The sequence below is a fragment of the Companilactobacillus musae genome (assembly GCF_003967595.1).
Classification (GTDB): domain Bacteria; phylum Bacillota; class Bacilli; order Lactobacillales; family Lactobacillaceae; genus Companilactobacillus; species Companilactobacillus musae.
This window is the reverse complement of the sequence record NZ_BIFW01000002.1, coordinates 233,876-250,838: the sequence shown is the minus strand read 5'-3', so window position 1 is coordinate 250,838 and position 16,963 is coordinate 233,876. Positions and strand designations below refer to the sequence as shown.

The following is a 16,963-nucleotide window of genomic DNA, read 5'->3' as shown; positions in this document are numbered from 1 at the left end:
CTCACAATATTGACCTCAAGAAGTTATTGCAAAAGAGAGTATCGTGAATAAAAAAAATACCCTCTTAGTCAAAAGACTAAGAGGGCGACTTATTCGCGGTACCACCTCTGGTTCCCAATATCTCACAATATTAGGCTCATGAAGTTACAATAACTTCAGCTGTAACGGTGCTACCGAAATGACCTACTTGATTCAATCATTCAACTTACAGATGTGTTTCGCCAAGGATCAGATCAACTCGCACCACCGTTGACTCTCTGGACTGATTTGCTTAGTTACTCTTCTGTCGTCGTTTTTTATACTTGTTTTAAAATGTTGCAATTATCGTACGACCTAAAATTAATCTTGTCAAGCTTTTTTATGAAAATTGACATATATTATTATTTATAATATCTTGTTAGCAAGACTATATTATACGACGTATAGTATTGTGGAAATGAGGAGATAATATGGCAATTCAAGTTTCAACTGAGATTCTTGAAGGATCAGTTTTAGCTCTGTTAACAAATGAAGATTATTATGGTTATGCGATAACTCGGGAGATAAAAAAGATTTTTCCAATCTCAGAATCAACGATGTATCCAATTTTACGTCGTTTGAAAAAAGAGGATTGGCTAAGTACTTATGATGAAGCTTATGAGGGGCGCAATCGCCGTTACTATCGGATTACAGATTTAGGACGTGAACGTTTAGAACAAATCAAGAATAATTGGCAAGAGTTAAAGGCGGCAACAGATGCTATCTTGGAGGGGAAAAATGAATAATAAAGCAATTGATTCTTATATTGAAGAATTTAAGATTTATCTACATCAATTGAGTGAAAAAGAACAACAAGACGTAATTGAATTTTATCGTGAATATATAATTGATGCTAATCTACAAACATCGGCTGCTATTATTAATGAATTGGGAACACCCAAACATTTGGCACGTAAAGTTTTGGCTGATTACTCAATTAAGATGTCAGAGGATAATTATCAAAGTGTAGATAATGGTCAGATGACAAGCAATGAAAGATTTTCGAAGAATTTGAAAATGATTGGCTTAGTTATCTTAGCTTTGATGGCATCGCCAGTAGCAATTCTAATTGCGATTATTTTGATTCCTTTGATTTTGATTTTCCTAGGATTAGCAGTTTTTATGGTATTATTATTTCTCTTTTTGGTAGCAATGTCAGTTGTTGGAGGAATTGGTGCTATTTTTGTCGGGCTATCAGTTATTTTCCAATCCTTTGGAACGACAATATTGTATGTCGGGGCCGGTTTGATGATTTTAGGTGTTGATTTCTTCTTGATACCAATTATTATTGCATTATTTAAATGGTTCTTTAGCGTAGTAGTTATTTTCTTCCGCTGGTTGGGCAAGAAATTATTGCACGGTAGAAAAACTCCGATGAAGGGGGAAAAGAAAAATGCGTAAGTATTTCGTAACTGGTTTTTATCTATTGATAATTGGTGGAATATTGTTGCTAGGTGGTTTTGTTATGGGTGCTAACCGGTCTGTAGTATGGGATCATGGTTTCAAAGTTGCACAACGTGTTAACGAAACTTATCCATTGTCAGATTTTAAAAATATTTATATAGAAGGCCGCGATACTAACGTTAACTTAAAGTTAGGAGATCGTTACAAAGTCCATATTACAGGCGATAAGTCACAGTCTCCTAAGTATAAAGTTAAAGATGGTACTTTAACAATTTCGGGTAAGGAACAGAAAAATAATATTGGCGTTGATGTGATGGGAAGAGAACAAATAACAATTACGATTCCCATGAATAAGAGCTTGGATAATGTTAATATTCGTTTGGCCAATGGTAATATGCATGTCAATGATGTAACGATAGATCATATGGTTAAAACGGCTAAAGATATGGATTATGATGCTAATTTATATTTAGACAATGCAACGATAAATAACTTTGATAAAATTAATTTGTATAACGCTACGTTAGATATGAAAAATTCAAAAGTGAATAATATGACTTTAGTAGCAAGTGCTTATTCTGATGTTAAATCTGAAAGTTCAACTTTAACCAATGCAAGTGTTAATTTGGATGAATCTAATTTGAATATCAAGCAGTCGAATGTTGATTCTTTGAAGTCGATGGCTAATCACAGTAAAATAAGTATTTCTAAAACTACATTAATGAATAAGAATGATTTAAGATTATTTGGTGGAGGACGTTTTGTTGGTAGTGCTTTAACTGTCGATGGGATTAATCTTTCCACTGAAAAAGGCATTGTAAGATATTTTGATAAGAGTTATGGTCAGAATTATGAAAATAAAACTGACGCTACTAATTTGCTAGAGGTTAGAGCCACCAAAGGTGCAATTACAATTAAGTAAATTAGGCTGAGATAAATATCTTTGTTATAATGGCGTTATTTAATGTGAGGGGTATTGATGAATTCTAATAATCGAATATCTGCTATAGAAGTTAGACATGAAGCTCATAGAGCTTTTCGAAAAGATATTAAAGGAACTATTTCACTGAATATAATTCCCATATTATTGAGATTCTTGGCAGTTTTTTTGGGAACTAAACTTTATACAAAGTGGATGGCTAATTTAAATGTAAATTTAGCAGATCCAGGGCAAGCTAGTCGACGTTTATCAGAGATTTCAGCTAATATGGCTAACGATCCGAGTTCAGCAGATAAGTATATGTTGACACTGACGCCAGAAACAAGTGTGGCAGTATATGCTTTTCTATTTTTCTTTATTATGATTTGCGTGGGTGTTTCTTATACCTTACTTGATAAACTACGGGATTCTAATTATCAGATTAATGCTATAAAGGATAGTTTAAGAGCATTTTCTGGAAGATACTTTTTCCCAATGCTGTTTATAACGGCGCTGTTTGGGCTCTTCTTGGAAGCTGGTTTTATGCTGTACATAATTCCTGGAATCTGGTTCTTAATGATTTTTTCTCAAGTTTTCTTTGTTTTTAAAGATGATGTTGAGGATCAAGGTAAGTGGACCATCAGAATGGCATTTTCAACTTTTAGCCGAAGCTCAGTAATTATGAGAGGCTATAAATGGACCTACTTTTCATTGTGTTTAGAGTTTTTCTTTTGGGAAATTTTGAATGCTTTAACACACGAACTATTGTCGATATGGTTACAACCATATGAACAATTAACAATGGCGGTTTTCTATCAGAAAGTTTTAGAGAATAACCAGGGTAAACAAAAAGGGAGCGGGACAAAACACGTTTAGTTTCCGAGCATTAATGTAAATAAGGGTGGTAACTCGATTTTGAGTTACCACCCTTATTTGGATTAAGCGGAAGAAGCTGTGTTCTTGTTCCGCGTTTATGCTGCATGTTGGGGAAAAATAGTTATGTCCCAATCTTTTTTTATCTATTTTCAACGAAAATATAATCAATTGCTTTGGCTCCAATAGTTATATTAGTGCCATCGGATTTTTTAACAACAAGTGAGTTATCAAATTTTTCGTGCTTGATAACTTCAATGGTGTCGTCGATTTCGAGATTAAGACTACCAAAGTATTGTAAGAAATCGTAGTTATCGGAAACTCTAACGATTTGAACTTTAGCGCCGTCTGGAATCATACTTAATAATTTATCATCAGCGTCAGTTTCACCTTGTCCATTGCCAGGGATAATTCCACCATGTGGGCAACGTTGAGGATGATCGAGGAAATCATTAAGATGATCAACTAATTCGTCGTCGGATGAGTGTTCTAGAGCATCGGCGTTATGATGAACGTTATCAACCGGATATTTTAAGCATTCATGTAGGAATACTTCCCATAAACGATGTGTTCGAACTAGTTTTTCAGATACTTTATTTCCTTTGGGAGTTAAGACTATTTTATTGTAAGGCGAATGTGTGAGATAACCTTCGCTGGAGAGAGCATTGAGCATTTCTGTAACTGAAGGAGCGGAAACATTCATGATCTCTGAGATACGTTTATTGGTTATCTTTGTAAAATCATAATTCAATTCGTAAATAGTTTTTAGATAATTTTCTTTGTTAGGGGACAATTTTGCAACCTTTCGTTTAGCCTAATAATATTATTAGCCTTTCTATTATAGCGCATATCATTCAACTTTGATAATCTATAATGTTAAAATAATAAAGTAATTAAGAAAGAGAGGGGGAGATTTTATGAGTGAACCAAAACGTCGTTTTGACTGGTTCGGATTCATTATTGGTTTGATTTCTCTGTATGCTGGATACTTAGTATTGTGGTATCCATTGAACAGTTTATCGACCATTGCTGTTATCTTCGGTGTATTTGTTATTTTGAGAGGGGTTTATCAACTGTGGTTCGGATCACAGATGACCAAGTTTTTAGGAGTTCGCAGTGGTTGGACAATATTTGGGGCCATTGTTAATATTATTATCGGTATTATTTTTATTTCACATGTGAATGTAGGTATAGTGGTTATCATCTATATGTTTGCTATTTGGTTCTTGTTAGATGCCGTATTTCAAATTCTTACTTCACGTTTCTACCACTTTTTTGGACGTAAATACTACATTTTGATTGTGATTTTAGCACTCTTGAATTTGCTATTTGCATTCATTTTGTTATTTAATCCTGTTTTGGCAGGAGGCTTCATTGTGTTTATGTTAGCCTTCTTCTTCTTTGCTACTGGTATTTCCGAAATTATCGAAGCATTTTAATTAAAAGCATTTTCTACACATGGCAAATTTGCTAAAATGTAGAAAGTGTCATGCCGTCTTAGCTCAGATAGGTAGAGCATCACCATGGTAAGGTGGGGGTCGTCGGTTCAAATCCGATAGACGGCTTTTTAATAATTTCAAATAAGTTCAATTTAAAATATTAAGCGCCTAAATGTTGTTAAATCAGCATTTGGGTGTTTTTTTTATTTCTTCATTTTTTAAAAAATTCATAAAAACTCAAAAGAGTTTGCATGATAGTTTGCACGGTGATGATTTTTGAGACACTTTGAAATGGTGCCGTGCAAATTATTTGGCTGTAAGCATTGATATTGCTGCATTTTGCACGGACGGCACTGGAGGTCAAAAAAATACCCTCTAATTAAAGAGAGTACGTAAGTTGTTATTTTCCTTATCCTTAAGATTTTTCATCAAGTGAGAGTAAACCTTTAAGGTAGTAGAAGCGTCAGCGTGTCCAATACGATTTGATATGAAGAGAATATCATAGCTATTAGCGATTAAATAAGATACATGTGTGTGTCTTAGATCGTGGATACTGACTTGTTTTTTAGCGTCAATTTCTGTCAGCATATTGCTTAACATGTCATTTACAGTTCTATTACTTGGATTTTCTAGTCGTTGATTTCTAAATACGAAGTTATATTCATTTTTCTTGTTGTTAGCCTTGTAGTATGCTTCTTGAACCTGTTTTTGTTGTTTCAATAGATCAGCAAGTTTTTGACTAATTGATATTGTACGATATGAATATTTGTTTTTGAGTGGGCCAACTTTCCGAGGATTAATTTTATATGCTTTTTTAAAAGAAACAAGAAGATTATCGAAGTCTATATCCTCCCACGATAGCCCACTAGCTTCCTCGAATCTTGCACCAGTTTGACATATAAAAAAGATCATCAACGGTGAAGTGTTAGAAAATGAGTATCGTGCAATAGAGTAACTCATAAGATTTTCAAAATCATCAAGCTCAAGAAATTTAGCGTCAGGTTCTTTTGCTTCTACACCAAATGAAATTTTTGCTTTACGTGTGAAGTTTTGCTTTATTATTTGTTCATCAATAGCTTCCAGGCACATAGACCTTATATAAGAATTAAGACGTGTGACCGTTTCCTTAGAGTAGTCCTTGCCAAATTTGTTTAAAAATTCCTGATATTTAGGCTTAGTTATGTCTGTTAGTGGGGTGTCGTGAAACTCACTTTTTATAATTTCTCCTACACGATCATATCTTAATTGTGATCCATGAGATATGTTATTTTTACGGTACGTTTTAGCCCACCAAGTATAGTAATTAAAGAAGCTGATGTTTTGTTTTGCCAAATCAGTATCATTTTTTTCAAGTTCAATTTTTCTAGCCCATTCAGATGCTTGAGCTTTAGTTTTAAAGCTATTCGACTTAGTTTTAAACTTATTAGTTTCTTGATCTTTGAAAGACACTCTAGCAATCCATTTGCCGTTATCCTTTTTAGTAATTGAAGCCATAAGCTGTCATTCCTTTCAAAGCTGTATGTTTTAACTGTCATTTTTGACAAAAAATATAAGCCTTAGGGGTACATATGTTCTTTTTGTGTCAAAAATAAAAAGCCAGTTAAGGCTTAATATTTGTCTTCATTATTCCAATCCTGATTGACTTTCACCACTTACAGCACCATTTGTAATGGTAACGGTAGCATTTGAACCGAGACTACCTTTAAGGCCTGATGTATATGTAAGAATCGTAATCGTAGTACCTGCAATTGTAGAGGTGTTAATACCATTTGGATCACCAAGCATTTTTTTAACATCGTCCTCAGATTGTCCATTTTGTACTTGACCAAAACTATCTAATGTAATTTTATTTTTTCTATTTACTTTTAGTCCGTTAATATGTTTGCTAATGGCATGACCATTTGAGAATCCAACGGCTAATGAATTGCCTAAGCCCTTTGACCAAGTATTTAAATCAACTGTTTGTGTTTGAACAGTACTTGTTGATGTGGAAGAAGGTTTGCCCAATTCCTTTTTTAGATCGTCAAGAGATGTACCGCTGTTTTCATCAAGATTAATCTTGTTAAATTGGTCCATCGTAATTCCATTTTCTTTTTTTGCAGATGAGTTTGAATTGTTAGAACCACTTGTTGAACTTCCACTTGAACATCCTACTGCTGTTGTAGCTAGTAAAATTGTTACTAGTCCTAAAACTACACTTCTTTTCTTCATCATAAATATCTCCCTATAACATATTAATCAGCTTTTAATGTCGTCAGTATTTGGACATTTTTTAAATAAGCTTTTTGTACAATTGGTTATAATATTTTTTTATTTCTCTAATAACTATATCTTCGAGATGATATGGAATACTAAAATGATCCATAAATTGATGTACATTTATGTCCCAAGCATTTTTGTCTTCCAAATATGTTGGAAGTAATAAGGAAATAGCATACTCGTTGGCTTCTAACTCCATGCCATACTTATATGGAGTGAAATAGAGGATCTTAGTTGATTGTTGACCAGATAATATATGTCCCAATTCATGAGCCAGTTGAAATGGGATTTCCGATTTGTTATGCCATCTTGAGTTCATGGCTATACATCTGGCTTCTATATCAGTCGCAGGTGGTGTATATGGATCTAAAGTATCAAAAAAGACTACGGATATATTATTATCAAGAGCAATGTTCATCAAATAAGGCTTAATTTCATTATTTGTCATTTTTTCCACCCCTAAAAAATCTTCTTATTATTTCAAGATCTTCAGGTGGAATAGGTTTCCCTTCATATGACATAATAACGTCGTCATCAGCTAAATCAACGTGTTTCTTTTTATAATCTTTGTCCGAATATCCAGCAAGTTTCATTAATTTATCGTAATCAGTATTATAAACTTTTGATAAGACTTTAAGCGTCTCGGGAGATGGGCTAATCTTATTTCCTCTTCTGCTTACACCCTTTTCAAGGTCCGCTATATAACTATGACTGATCTTTCCATTAGTTCTTTTGGAAACGTCTCTCAATGATTCTTTACCACGTAATTCTTTTAAATAAGAGCCTAACTTGTCAGGCATATTTTCCACCTCCTAATAGTATTGTAATATATAGTTTACAAAAAAATACAATCTTTTTGTAAAACATGGTTTACAAACAGTAAGATATGTATTACTATATTTCTTGTAAGATAAAGTTGACAAGGAGGTGAAGGAAAAATGAATAACAAAATTTCTGTTTTAAGAAAATCCAAAGGCTTAACGCAAACTGAGCTGGCTAAAAAGATTGGTATATCAAGACAATATTTACGAGATATTGAGATTGGAAAGAGCGTACCTTCAGTGAGCATAGCTAAGAACTTTTCAGATTTTTTTAATACATCAATTGATGATATTTTTTTTGAAAATGATGTCGTACATGGCTTACAGCGGACCTGATTATCAACATCTTAATAGTACACAAACGCCGATTAACACATCCATGCCTAATCGTTAACACAAGGTTAAAAAAATACAGCCTGTCAAAAATATCTAACTTTGACAGTTTAAGGAGGTGAGATTTATGAACAAAGACAAATTGAAACAAATTGCAGAAATCACTCAGGGGCTTGCATTCAGGGATTGGATACAGATAAAAGATCAAATTGATTATATCTATTCAAAAAAAGCCGCCAAGAATACTCTTGACGACAAAGATGAAACATTCAGAATTTTAAAAGCAAATATCATTCTCCCAAAATCTGAATTTGCGAAGGGAAAACACGATAAGTAGTTCCTTTGTAGGAGAGCATTACATAAGGCCATTGATACAAAGTGTTTTCATCGGTTTGAGCTCTTGGATACCACATGTCGGCGCCCTCTTCCCACCAAGTAGAAGGGTTCTGACGGTTGTTTCCAATAACGCAATCTGGGTCACTACTTAAGTCAGTCCACACACCAAGCAAATTAGCATAAACGCGTGTCATATATTTCACCACCTTTCAAATTAATTATAAATGAAAGGTCCATAAGGAGGTGATAGAAATTGAACAATGTAAATATTTTTAGAGAGCTTGAGGATTTACGTTATCGAAAAAATATAAGTCAAAGAAAAATAGCAATTCTATGTGATGTCAAACCACAATCTGCACAAGAATGGTTCACTAAAAATTTTGTTGATGACAAATACTTATGGATTATAGCTAATTCAGAGTATAGCGATGATCGTTTCATACTTGCACTTCTATGTTACGAGTTAAGACTACCAAGCTCTTATCTAAATAGTTTAAGAAAAAATAGGGAAGATAGCCTAGCTGATCTAATTGGAGCGCAGCAAGAGGATAGTGAGAGCGATGTAGCTATTATAAATCTAATGAACTTGTTAAGTGTTGAAATTCCTAACAAAAAAGCGATTGGAAGTAATTCGTTAGAGCTATTTGATACAGGTCTAAAAATGATTTTATCTGCTACAAATATTTTAAAGAGCGAAGGTATTTCAGTACCCGAAGCCTTACTAGAAAGGAGAGAAGTTAATAATGCAAGAGCCTAAAACAATGATGATTGATTTTGGTAACGGACTAGAAACTTATGTTTTAACTCCAATAGATGAATATAACCAACAACAAGCCGAAAAATCTAAGGATCATACTTTTGAAAATTTATCGTGGGCACTTAAAACTACGGGAATTAAATCAAGAAATACTTTAATTCCAAAGCTTGAACGATACCGAGATCAATTAGACGTTGATAATGGCGGTTGCGTTTACTTTCCCGAAGCTAGAAGGAAGCCTTGGAAATTCTATCCAAAGGAATTCAAAGAATTTATTGAACGACACAAAAAGGAATTTATGAAATCAGAGGTAATTTAAATATGTTTGATCCAGAAGAATACAAACGTCAAAGAAAGTTAGCAAAGAGTTCTTTCAAAATTGAGCAAGTACCAGAAAAGACATTATTGATGATTAAACAAGGCTTTAACAGTATGGAAGAAACTTTTGATAGTGAGATACCCGAAGAAATTATTTTTGAATGGTCCGAAGGAGATCTAAAGGCCAAGTTGATTCGTTCAGAGCAAGACAAATACACATACAGATTCACATTTTAGGAGGTGATACAGATGTTTACATCAGATGCAATTTTTGGTTTTGGGATGTTTATTGTAATTGGTTTAGGAATTGGTTCAGTTGTCGAAGAAGAAGGCGGCTTTCTTAATTTATTTGATATTGATGATAAGAAACGTAAATCAGTTCAAAAGTTTTGGCACAAGCATATTGATTCATTGTTTGGCAAATCAGATAAGGTCACTACTGATACTTATACAGATCGCACACCTGAAGTCATAAAAAAAGACTCTCTATCCACTAAATAGAGAGTCCAAGGTATTAAAAAATATTTATACATTTATTTTAACACGTTAAGAGGAATTTAAAATGGGTAATTTTGATAGTTGGCTATCTGATGAAGATAGCGTTATTAAGGCTGATTCTTATTACGAAGAGAAAGCCAAGGAAGACGATATTAAAGCAGACAGAGCGGAGGAATTTTAATTATGAAGGACTTAGCAAGAATACCAGTTAAAGAGTTAGTTAGATCAGATACGATTAAGAGCAAATTCAATGATGTTTTAGGTAAGAAAGCACCACAATTCATTTCCTCAATCGTGAATATCGTTAATAGTAATCAAGATTTAAAGAACGTTGATCAGACAAGTGTTATTTCATCAGCTTTGGTTGCTGCATCGCTTGATTTACCGATTAATCAAAACTTTGGATATATGTATTTGGTTCCATATAGTGGTAAAGCTCAAGCTCAAATGGGTTATAAAGGCTACATTCAATTAGCACAACGTTCAGGACAATACAAGCGATTAAATGCCATTTCGGTCTATAAAGATGAATTTCATGGATGGAATCCATTGACTGAAGAACTTAACTATACGCCAGCATTTAGAGATAGAGACAAGGATGAACAGCCTATTGGATACGTTGGTAGTTTCAAATTGCTTAATGGGTTTGAAAAGACAGTATTTTGGACACATTCAATGATTGATGATCACCGTCAAAAATTCTCAAAAATGTCAGGTAAACAACAGCCTTCCGGAGTTTGGGCAACTGATTTTGATGCTATGGCGCTAAAGACGGTCTTAAGAAACCTGATTGGTAAATGGGGTCCAATGTCAGTAGATATGCAAACAGCTTTCTTAACAGATGAAGAAACTGTTGATGATGTTTCTAATGATATTAAAGATATCAATGCTACCGAGACAGATGAAGCACCAGCATCTGATGTATCTGAATTGATTAATAATAATGATTCATCTTCTAAGAATACAAAGAAAACAAGTTCTAAGACGTCACGTAAGGCCAAAGAAAATAGTAATCAAGAGGTATTAGATGGATTTGAGAAGGAGATAGATGACGATGCTGACACCAACAAGTGATTTAACTCAAGAAAATTATTATGATCGTTCGACAGATTGGGATTATCAATCACCAACCTTTTTCAAAAAGTTCTTGAAGTGTGAGGCTGAAACGATGGCTGAGCTAAACGGAGAATACTCCGATATGAACCATGAAGCACTCTTGGTTGGTAATTACCTTCATTCTTATTTTGAAAGCTCTGAATCACATCAGAAGTTCATTGATGACCACAAATCAGAGATCATGACTAGAACTAAGAAATTGAGAGCACCATTTGAAAAAGCTGAAGATATGATCGATACCTTGAAGGAAGATTCATTGTTCCAGGGACTATATCAAGGAGAAAAAGAAGCTATCGTTACTGGTTTCATTGATGGAGTCCAATGGAAAGGCAAAGTTGATTGCTTGAATTTAAAACGTGGTTACTTCCTTGATTTAAAGACTTCGAGAGATATCCATAAGAAGTTTTGGAACAACGAAGATCGAGAATGGCAATCGTTCGTAGCTGAATACAACTATCAGCTTCAAATGTATGTTTATAGGGAACTTATCAGACAAACATTTGATATTGAGACAACGCCCTATATAGTGGCAGTTTCAAAGGAAAAAGTTCCAGATAAAATGGTTATTTCAATTCCTGATTATCGATTAGAAGAGGCGGCAATGCAGATCGATAAGTTCCAGAACCATATTGAGGATGTTAAGGCTGGACGTGTTGAGCCTACTCGATGCGGTAAATGTGATTATTGTAAGTCCACTGCTAAATTAGGAAAAATTGTCAGCATGGATGACTTAATAGACTAGGAGGTGACTTTATGAATTACCTAAAACAGTTGCAGGCGTTTAGAGATTATCAAATGTTTAAAACCGAGTTATCCAGTGGACAAATTGCTTTATATTACGCGCTTTTGCAGATAAACAATAAATGTTCATGGATAGAATGGTTTACTGCTGCTAATCAAACGCTTGAAACACTTTCGGGATTGAGCCGGTCAGGTATCAATAAGAACAGGAATGTTCTTAAACAACTTGGACTAGTCGATTTTGAGAGTAATGGCAATCGTAAAGCCACGTCTTATAAGATATGTGTACTTTATAACGAAGATAGTACACATAATAGTGAACATAGGAGTACACATAACAGTACACATAACAGTGAACATAAGGGTACACATAACAGTAGCACATTAATTAAACAAGACAGAAATATAAACAAAACTAATAAAGATAGTCACGACTCGAAACCCGCAAAGCGTGTTTACGAACCGGACGACCTTAACTTGAAACTAGCCAATTACTTGCTAACTAAGATCCGTGAACGTAACTCTAGCATCTATCCGACTGATTCTAAGAACCCACCTGATACACAGAAATGGGCTAATGACATCAGACTAATGCACGAACGTGATGCACGTTCTTACGACGATATCAAACGAATTATTGGATGGTGTCAACAAGACAGTTTCTGGCAGAACAATATCTTATCTGCTTCAAAACTTAGAAAGCAGTTTGGCAAGTTGATAGATAAAGCAGACGCACCAAATAATTTTAATGGCAACAAGGGTGGTAGAAAACCACTCTATGACTTGCCGTACTAGGGGGTAGCTATGGAATCAATGTTTGGATTGGATAAAGTTTCCCGTGAGATAGCTTTAAAACACGGTGTTGATTATTCAGGAATTGACTTCAAAAAAGTTATTTCTGAACGGGACAAACGTGAGGAACGGCGAGCAATAGAATTTACTAAAAAAAATATTCAAGTCAAGCGTGAAGGAATATTTAGAAGCTCGCTAGTCAGTGATTTCAGCGATTTACAGTACAATTTTGCAGATTTTAAGACTGATACACCTAACCAAGCGAGTGAGCTTAAACAGGCTAAGAATATTGCTAATAGGATCTATGTCGGTGAAACGGGCAACTTTCTTTTCACTGGTGAGCCAGGACTTGGTAAATCTATGTTAGCCGTTAGCATTTTGAACGGTTTGAACAGTCAAGATACCTCACTATCATGTTATTTCTTGAGTTTTGCAATGTTCGTCAATAATTCTCAAATGGCATTTAAGGACGAGTTTTTAAAACGTGATAACTACAAGGTGGAAGAGTGTGTTAAGAACTGTGACGTGCTTGTAATCGATGATCTGGGTAGTGAATCATCTTTGCAATCTAAGACTAGTGAAGCTAGTAATTATGCTCAAAAAATCCTATTCCGTTTTGCCGATTATCGAAAAAACAAAACAAATATTATTACGACCAACAATACAGGACATGAGTTACAGCAACTATATGATCCAAAAATCATTAGCCGATTGATGACAAAAAAAGCTGCTAACACAATTAAATTTAGCGGTAGCGACATGAGAAATAATTAGGAGATATTAAAATGCTAAAACAAAAAAATATGGAATTAACACCGGAGCTAAAAATGCTTCTGCTTCCCACAAGTCGAAGCTATTCACGTGACAGCATCGATAACTTGAATCAAACATTGATTGTTGCCAGTGATGTAGCTGAATCTGCTTACGGGCAGTTATATGGCACACTCGAGAATCTAACAGCCTTAGACGATGAATGCGAACTATTTCAAGGTGATATTCAACTAAATAACGACATCATTTTAGCTGCTTCTTTGATCAATCACATTCAGAGACGTATCGATAAAAAGCTTGTTGATGCTAACCCACATATTTTGGACGTGCAACTTGACTAATCAACTGAAATTAGTGATTGACGGTGAGCCAGTACCAGCCTCAAGACCGGGCTTTAATTCAAATAGACCTGGAAGTAAGGGCTACACACGTTCTAAGTATCGAATGTACAAGAATGGCATCAAGATCCTGTATTGGGACAAATATCACAACAAGCAGCTATTTGAAAGGGGCGTGCCGTTAGTCGCTCACATACGATTTTACAGACGTATTCAAAAAGGACTATCCAGAGCAGAGCACAAGCGTCGTGCTAATCATGAAGTGAAACCCACAGTTAAGCCAGACTTAGATAACTACGAGAAGGCTGTATTTGACGGCTTAGTAAAGGCTTGGTTTGACGATGGACAAATAGTTAAACACGACACTGAGAAGGACTATGACGAGCACCCACGTACTGAGATTTTAATTGAGGAGTGGACTCATGAGAAAGAAGTTAAGTGAATTAGATGAAATGCTTAATAAAGTTTTGAACAGTGCCAGTAGTCGTGAAGAGTTCTGTTTGAGATACCTGTATATCCTACTGGCGATAGCAAATATTAAGCATGATCCAGATATAGAAATTTATTATGATCGCCAAGGTAAAAAAGACGTATTTACGGTTATCAGTGGAGAAATAGAGAGTTATGAAGAAGTTACCGTTAACGGAAAAACATATCAAAGAAAAGTTTAGCAAGGGGATAACCAAAAATGGAATTAAGTGAAATTGTTCAATATAAAAGAGATTCAAAAGAGATTTTTGATTATAAAGAAACACCAGTAGTATCACTACCACAGTTTGTTATCGATCGAATTAAGCCATGTGTTGAAGCGTATGAAGATGGACTTACATTTGAAGGTGCGGTGTTATGCGTTAACGGTAGAGATAGCCAAGGACACCCCGTTGATGAAAGTAATGGTTTGCCAATGGGATTGCCAGAAATAACACCAGAGTTCATAGAATGGCGTGACAATTTTGCCTTCAAAAGTTTGCGTCAAATGAAGATTGCTGTGGCATTAATTTATAGATACAAGTTGGAGGATAACGAATAATGACATATGACGAAAAAGAAGCAATTAAACAGTTGAAATATGCTTTTGCAAACAAGGGAAACATTGCTTTATCAGTAGAGAATAGCGACGTATTTTCGTCAATACTTCAAGGCGATGGTAAAAAGCTTCTAGCCGGTGCAACGACACTATTGATCACTGCGGTTGAAAAAATTTTAGGTAGTGACGAGGACGATAAAGCTATTGATACCAGCGATTTACAAAACAAAATTGTGGTCGATGTCATGAGCTTTATCGAAAGCAAAGTAGCTGATGAAGATAAGGAGGAAGCCAATGATAAATAGAGCAGTTTTAGTAGGACGCCTAACACGTGATCCGGAGTTGAGATATACGGCTAATGGTGCGGCGGTTGCTAGTTTTACAGTTGCTGTCAATCGACAATTTACCAACTCACAAGGTGAACGTGAAGCAGACTTTATCAATTGTACTATTTGGCGAAAAGCTGCCGAGAACTTTGCTAATTTAATGCACAAAGGAACGCTTGTTGGAATTGATGGACGACTTCAAACACGTAACTATGAGAATAAGCAGGGTAACAGGGTTTATGTAACAGAAGTTGTCGTTGATAATTTCTCATTACTTGAATCTAGAACTGACAGAAAGCCAACAGATGGCCAGCAGAGTAAATCAATCAACAGCAACGATTTTAGCGGTAAAGGTGCAGATGACCAACAGAAACAAAACACAAATCAAACGCATTCGAACACAAATCAAACGAATAGCGATCCGTTTGCTGACAACAGTAAACCAATTGATATTTCAGATGACGATTTACCATTTTGAGGAGTTAAAAAATGAATGCAATTGAATTATTCGCAGGAATCGGGGGGGTAGCTCTAGCTGAACAAACAGCTGGTATTAATGTGGTTGCCCTTTCTGAAATGGCAGATTTTCCGGTTAAAGTTTTGAAGAAAAATTTTAAAGGTATCCCGATTCTACCCGATGTTAAGAAAATAAATAAAGAATCACTTAGAAAAGTGGGTGTTGATCCTGGAGCAATTGACGTTATTTCCGGAGGATTCCCTTGCCAACCTTTCAGTATTGCCGGGAAGCGAAAAGGCACGGAAGATGACAGAGATCTCTGGCCGGAAATGTTTAGAATTATCAAAGAAATCAAGCCAGATTGGGTTGTTGGAGAAAATGTTGCTAACTTCGCCAATATGGAGCTCGACAGAACGCTATCTAACTTGGAAAGCGTTGGCTACGAAACAAGGACATTTATACTTCCAGCTTTGGCCGTCGGGACGCCACACCAAAGACAAAGAACGTTCATTGTGGCCCACTCCAACAGCAAGCGATGGATCGGCTTGGATCAAAGTAGCGAAGAACGATGTATTGGGAAGTTTACGCAGAGCATTAAGGATAAAGCCTGGAAGGAAGGCGGGAACAATCCGTATGACGTACTATCTGCAGGCGCTCGAGCAATCGCCAATTCAAGCCGCCAAATTCAACGAAATGATGATGGGCTTTCCGAAGGGGTGGACAGACTTAAAGCGTTAGGTAATGCAGTTGTACCACAACAAGTCTTACCTATATTTCAAGCAATCGTCCAAATAGATAGGGGGCAAAGCAATGAAAAATAAACTTGATTTTGGTACAAGGGTAGAGATTAAAGCCCACCTAAATAAAAAAACAGTTGAATGGCCTACTAGTAATTTTCAATCGCTAGATGAATATATTAAAACCCTTGAACCCGGTGATTATCTCGAAATCGAAAAATATAAAAGAGTGGAAGCAATCGAAACAGGAATTCTAATGGGCGTACGAAAACTAAAAACATTTATGACACTTGAACTTGGTGCAGATGATTTTCATCCTGATGATATTGTTCAAACATACGATGAATACAAGTCGATATATTTAGTTGCAATTAATAAACGTTGTATTAGAAAGGTTTATCCAGAAGATATTGAGGGGGCTTGATTGTGAATTATGAAAAAATCTATAAATCATACATAAGGTCAAAATTTAGTGATGAATGTCATAACATCGTTCGGGCGATTATGTATATTCAAAAGAATTTTTATGCTATGCCAAAAGAATTTCAAAATGCTGACAGAGAATTAAGTGATCAGACTAAGAACAGAATAATTCAATCAATTTTGCAGGAGGACGATCTTGCTAAAGAATATAAATTGTGCCGTATATGAAATTGCTAAAAGAATGAATTGGGAGTAATAAA

The 16,963-nt window shown here is 35.2% G+C and carries 29 protein-coding genes, 1 tRNA gene and 1 other annotated feature; of the genes, 25 read left to right on the top strand and 5 right to left on the bottom strand.

The window, feature by feature from the left end:
• Positions 1–77: 77 nt before the first annotated feature.
• Positions 78–299 (bottom strand) — a binding site (T-box leader).
• Positions 300–449: 150 nt separating this feature from the next.
• The 4 genes from LAB100_RS04875 to LAB100_RS04860 are packed head-to-tail and all read left to right on the top strand — an operon-like array spanning position 450 to position 3,217.
• Positions 450–764 (top strand): PadR family transcriptional regulator, encoded by a 315-nt coding sequence (locus LAB100_RS04875; RefSeq protein ID WP_119325661.1) that lies wholly within the window; start codon positions 450–452, stop codon positions 762–764.
• Positions 757–1,419 (top strand): DUF1700 domain-containing protein, encoded by a 663-nt coding sequence (locus LAB100_RS04870; protein WP_119325662.1) that lies wholly within the window; start codon positions 757–759, stop codon positions 1,417–1,419. The genes LAB100_RS04875 and LAB100_RS04870 overlap by 8 nt, the downstream gene beginning before the upstream one ends.
• The gene (locus LAB100_RS04865; protein ID WP_119325663.1) at positions 1,412–2,344 is read left to right on the top strand and encodes a DUF4097 family beta strand repeat-containing protein; all 933 of its coding nucleotides are present in this window, start codon (positions 1,412–1,414) and stop codon (positions 2,342–2,344) included. The genes LAB100_RS04870 and LAB100_RS04865 overlap by 8 nt, the downstream gene beginning before the upstream one ends.
• A 57-nt stretch (positions 2,345–2,401) precedes the next feature.
• On the top strand, positions 2,402–3,217 hold the full coding sequence (locus LAB100_RS04860) for a DUF975 family protein (RefSeq protein ID WP_119325664.1): 816 nt from the start codon (positions 2,402–2,404) through the stop codon (positions 3,215–3,217).
• A 139-nt stretch (positions 3,218–3,356) separates the two neighbouring features.
• On the opposite strand, the gene LAB100_RS04855 is transcribed toward LAB100_RS04860, so the two are convergent.
• Positions 3,357–4,007, bottom strand: coding sequence for a metal-dependent transcriptional regulator (locus tag LAB100_RS04855; protein WP_119325665.1), 651 nt, complete (start codon positions 4,005–4,007; stop codon positions 3,357–3,359).
• 124 nt (positions 4,008–4,131) lie between these two features.
• Here LAB100_RS04855 and LAB100_RS04850 point away from each other — a divergent pair, with 124 nt between their 5' ends.
• Together LAB100_RS04850 and LAB100_RS04845 are read left to right on the top strand one after the other, a co-directional pair.
• Positions 4,132–4,653 carry a DUF308 domain-containing protein gene (locus LAB100_RS04850; protein ID WP_119325666.1) on the top strand — a complete coding sequence of 174 codons (522 nt, stop codon included), beginning with the start codon at positions 4,132–4,134 and terminating at the stop codon, positions 4,651–4,653.
• A gap of 52 nt (positions 4,654–4,705) precedes the next feature.
• Positions 4,706–4,779, top strand: a tRNA-Thr gene (locus LAB100_RS04845).
• 249 nt (positions 4,780–5,028) lie between these two features.
• Here the strand turns inward: LAB100_RS04845 and LAB100_RS04840 are convergent.
• The 4 genes from LAB100_RS04840 to LAB100_RS04825 all read right to left on the bottom strand — a co-directional run bounded on the left by LAB100_RS04840 (position 5,029) and on the right by LAB100_RS04825 (position 7,712).
• Positions 5,029–6,147 (bottom strand): tyrosine-type recombinase/integrase, encoded by a 1,119-nt coding sequence (locus LAB100_RS04840; protein ID WP_119325667.1) that lies wholly within the window; start codon positions 6,145–6,147, stop codon positions 5,029–5,031.
• A gap of 129 nt (positions 6,148–6,276) precedes the next feature.
• Positions 6,277–6,867, bottom strand: a complete 591-nt coding sequence (locus LAB100_RS04835) for a DUF3862 domain-containing protein (RefSeq protein WP_119325668.1) — start codon at positions 6,865–6,867, stop codon at positions 6,277–6,279.
• A gap of 58 nt (positions 6,868–6,925) precedes the next feature.
• Positions 6,926–7,360, bottom strand: a complete 435-nt coding sequence (locus LAB100_RS04830) for an ImmA/IrrE family metallo-endopeptidase (protein ID WP_119325669.1) — start codon at positions 7,358–7,360, stop codon at positions 6,926–6,928.
• Positions 7,350–7,712: a helix-turn-helix domain-containing protein gene (locus LAB100_RS04825; RefSeq protein WP_119325670.1), complete on the bottom strand. Its 363-nt coding sequence runs from the start codon at positions 7,710–7,712 to the stop codon at positions 7,350–7,352. Before LAB100_RS04825 ends, LAB100_RS04830 begins: the two co-directional genes overlap by 11 nt.
• Positions 7,713–7,850: 138 nt before the next feature.
• On the opposite strand from LAB100_RS04825, the gene LAB100_RS04820 reads away from it, so the two are divergent.
• From LAB100_RS04820 to LAB100_RS04725, 19 genes are all read left to right on the top strand, one after another.
• On the top strand, positions 7,851–8,069 hold the full coding sequence (locus tag LAB100_RS04820) for a helix-turn-helix transcriptional regulator (RefSeq protein ID WP_119325671.1): 219 nt from the start codon (positions 7,851–7,853) through the stop codon (positions 8,067–8,069).
• Positions 8,070–8,193: 124 nt separating this feature from the next.
• Positions 8,194–8,403 (top strand): hypothetical protein, encoded by a 210-nt coding sequence (locus LAB100_RS04815; protein ID WP_119325672.1) that lies wholly within the window; start codon positions 8,194–8,196, stop codon positions 8,401–8,403.
• 252 nt (positions 8,404–8,655) lie between these two features.
• Positions 8,656–9,159, top strand: a complete 504-nt coding sequence (locus tag LAB100_RS04805) for a hypothetical protein (RefSeq protein ID WP_119325674.1) — start codon at positions 8,656–8,658, stop codon at positions 9,157–9,159.
• Positions 9,146–9,478 (top strand): DUF771 domain-containing protein, encoded by a 333-nt coding sequence (locus tag LAB100_RS04800; RefSeq protein WP_119325675.1) that lies wholly within the window; start codon positions 9,146–9,148, stop codon positions 9,476–9,478. The genes LAB100_RS04805 and LAB100_RS04800 overlap by 14 nt, the downstream gene beginning before the upstream one ends.
• 2 nt (positions 9,479–9,480) lie before the next feature.
• On the top strand, positions 9,481–9,714 hold the full coding sequence (locus LAB100_RS04795) for a hypothetical protein (protein ID WP_119325676.1): 234 nt from the start codon (positions 9,481–9,483) through the stop codon (positions 9,712–9,714).
• A gap of 12 nt (positions 9,715–9,726) precedes the next feature.
• A complete protein-coding gene (locus tag LAB100_RS04790; RefSeq protein ID WP_119325677.1) occupies positions 9,727–9,978 on the top strand; it encodes a hypothetical protein in 252 nt (83 codons plus the stop codon).
• 180 nt (positions 9,979–10,158) lie between these two features.
• Positions 10,159–11,049 (top strand): recombinase RecT, encoded by an 891-nt coding sequence (locus tag LAB100_RS04785; RefSeq protein ID WP_119325678.1) that lies wholly within the window; start codon positions 10,159–10,161, stop codon positions 11,047–11,049.
• The gene (locus LAB100_RS04780) at positions 11,030–11,833 is read left to right on the top strand and encodes a PD-(D/E)XK nuclease-like domain-containing protein (RefSeq protein WP_174233491.1); all 804 of its coding nucleotides are present in this window, start codon (positions 11,030–11,032) and stop codon (positions 11,831–11,833) included. Before LAB100_RS04785 ends, LAB100_RS04780 begins: the two co-directional genes overlap by 20 nt.
• An 11-nt stretch (positions 11,834–11,844) precedes the next feature.
• Entirely contained in the window at positions 11,845–12,627 is a 783-nt protein-coding gene (locus LAB100_RS11675) for a phage replication protein O (RefSeq protein ID WP_246001254.1), read from the top strand.
• Positions 12,628–12,636: 9 nt separating this feature from the next.
• Positions 12,637–13,398 carry an AAA family ATPase gene (locus tag LAB100_RS04770; protein WP_119325680.1) on the top strand — a complete coding sequence of 254 codons (762 nt, stop codon included), beginning with the start codon at positions 12,637–12,639 and terminating at the stop codon, positions 13,396–13,398.
• An 11-nt stretch (positions 13,399–13,409) separates the two neighbouring features.
• Complete coding sequence (locus tag LAB100_RS04765) at positions 13,410–13,736, top strand: hypothetical protein (protein WP_119325681.1); 327 nt, start codon at positions 13,410–13,412, stop codon at positions 13,734–13,736.
• Positions 13,699–14,175, top strand: coding sequence for a RusA family crossover junction endodeoxyribonuclease (locus LAB100_RS04760; RefSeq protein ID WP_119325682.1), 477 nt, complete (start codon positions 13,699–13,701; stop codon positions 14,173–14,175). The genes LAB100_RS04765 and LAB100_RS04760 overlap by 38 nt, the downstream gene beginning before the upstream one ends.
• A complete protein-coding gene (locus LAB100_RS04755) occupies positions 14,156–14,404 on the top strand; it encodes a hypothetical protein (protein ID WP_119325683.1) in 249 nt (82 codons plus the stop codon). Before LAB100_RS04760 ends, LAB100_RS04755 begins: the two co-directional genes overlap by 20 nt.
• A 17-nt stretch (positions 14,405–14,421) precedes the next feature.
• Complete coding sequence (locus LAB100_RS04750; RefSeq protein ID WP_119325684.1) at positions 14,422–14,763, top strand: hypothetical protein; 342 nt, start codon at positions 14,422–14,424, stop codon at positions 14,761–14,763.
• Positions 14,763–15,065, top strand: a complete 303-nt coding sequence (locus LAB100_RS04745; RefSeq protein WP_119325685.1) for a hypothetical protein — start codon at positions 14,763–14,765, stop codon at positions 15,063–15,065. Before LAB100_RS04750 ends, LAB100_RS04745 begins: the two co-directional genes overlap by 1 nt.
• The gene (gene ssb / locus LAB100_RS04740) at positions 15,034–15,564 is read left to right on the top strand and encodes a single-stranded DNA-binding protein (RefSeq protein WP_371851210.1); all 531 of its coding nucleotides are present in this window, start codon (positions 15,034–15,036) and stop codon (positions 15,562–15,564) included. Before LAB100_RS04745 ends, ssb begins: the two co-directional genes overlap by 32 nt.
• An 11-nt stretch (positions 15,565–15,575) precedes the next feature.
• Positions 15,576–16,364 carry a DNA cytosine methyltransferase gene (locus tag LAB100_RS04735; protein WP_119325687.1) on the top strand — a complete coding sequence of 263 codons (789 nt, stop codon included), beginning with the start codon at positions 15,576–15,578 and terminating at the stop codon, positions 16,362–16,364.
• On the top strand, positions 16,354–16,704 hold the full coding sequence (locus LAB100_RS04730; protein WP_119325688.1) for a hypothetical protein: 351 nt from the start codon (positions 16,354–16,356) through the stop codon (positions 16,702–16,704). The genes LAB100_RS04735 and LAB100_RS04730 overlap by 11 nt, the downstream gene beginning before the upstream one ends.
• Positions 16,705–16,706: 2 nt before the next feature.
• The gene (locus LAB100_RS04725; protein ID WP_119325689.1) at positions 16,707–16,931 is read left to right on the top strand and encodes a hypothetical protein; all 225 of its coding nucleotides are present in this window, start codon (positions 16,707–16,709) and stop codon (positions 16,929–16,931) included.
• Positions 16,932–16,963 lie beyond the last annotated feature (32 nt).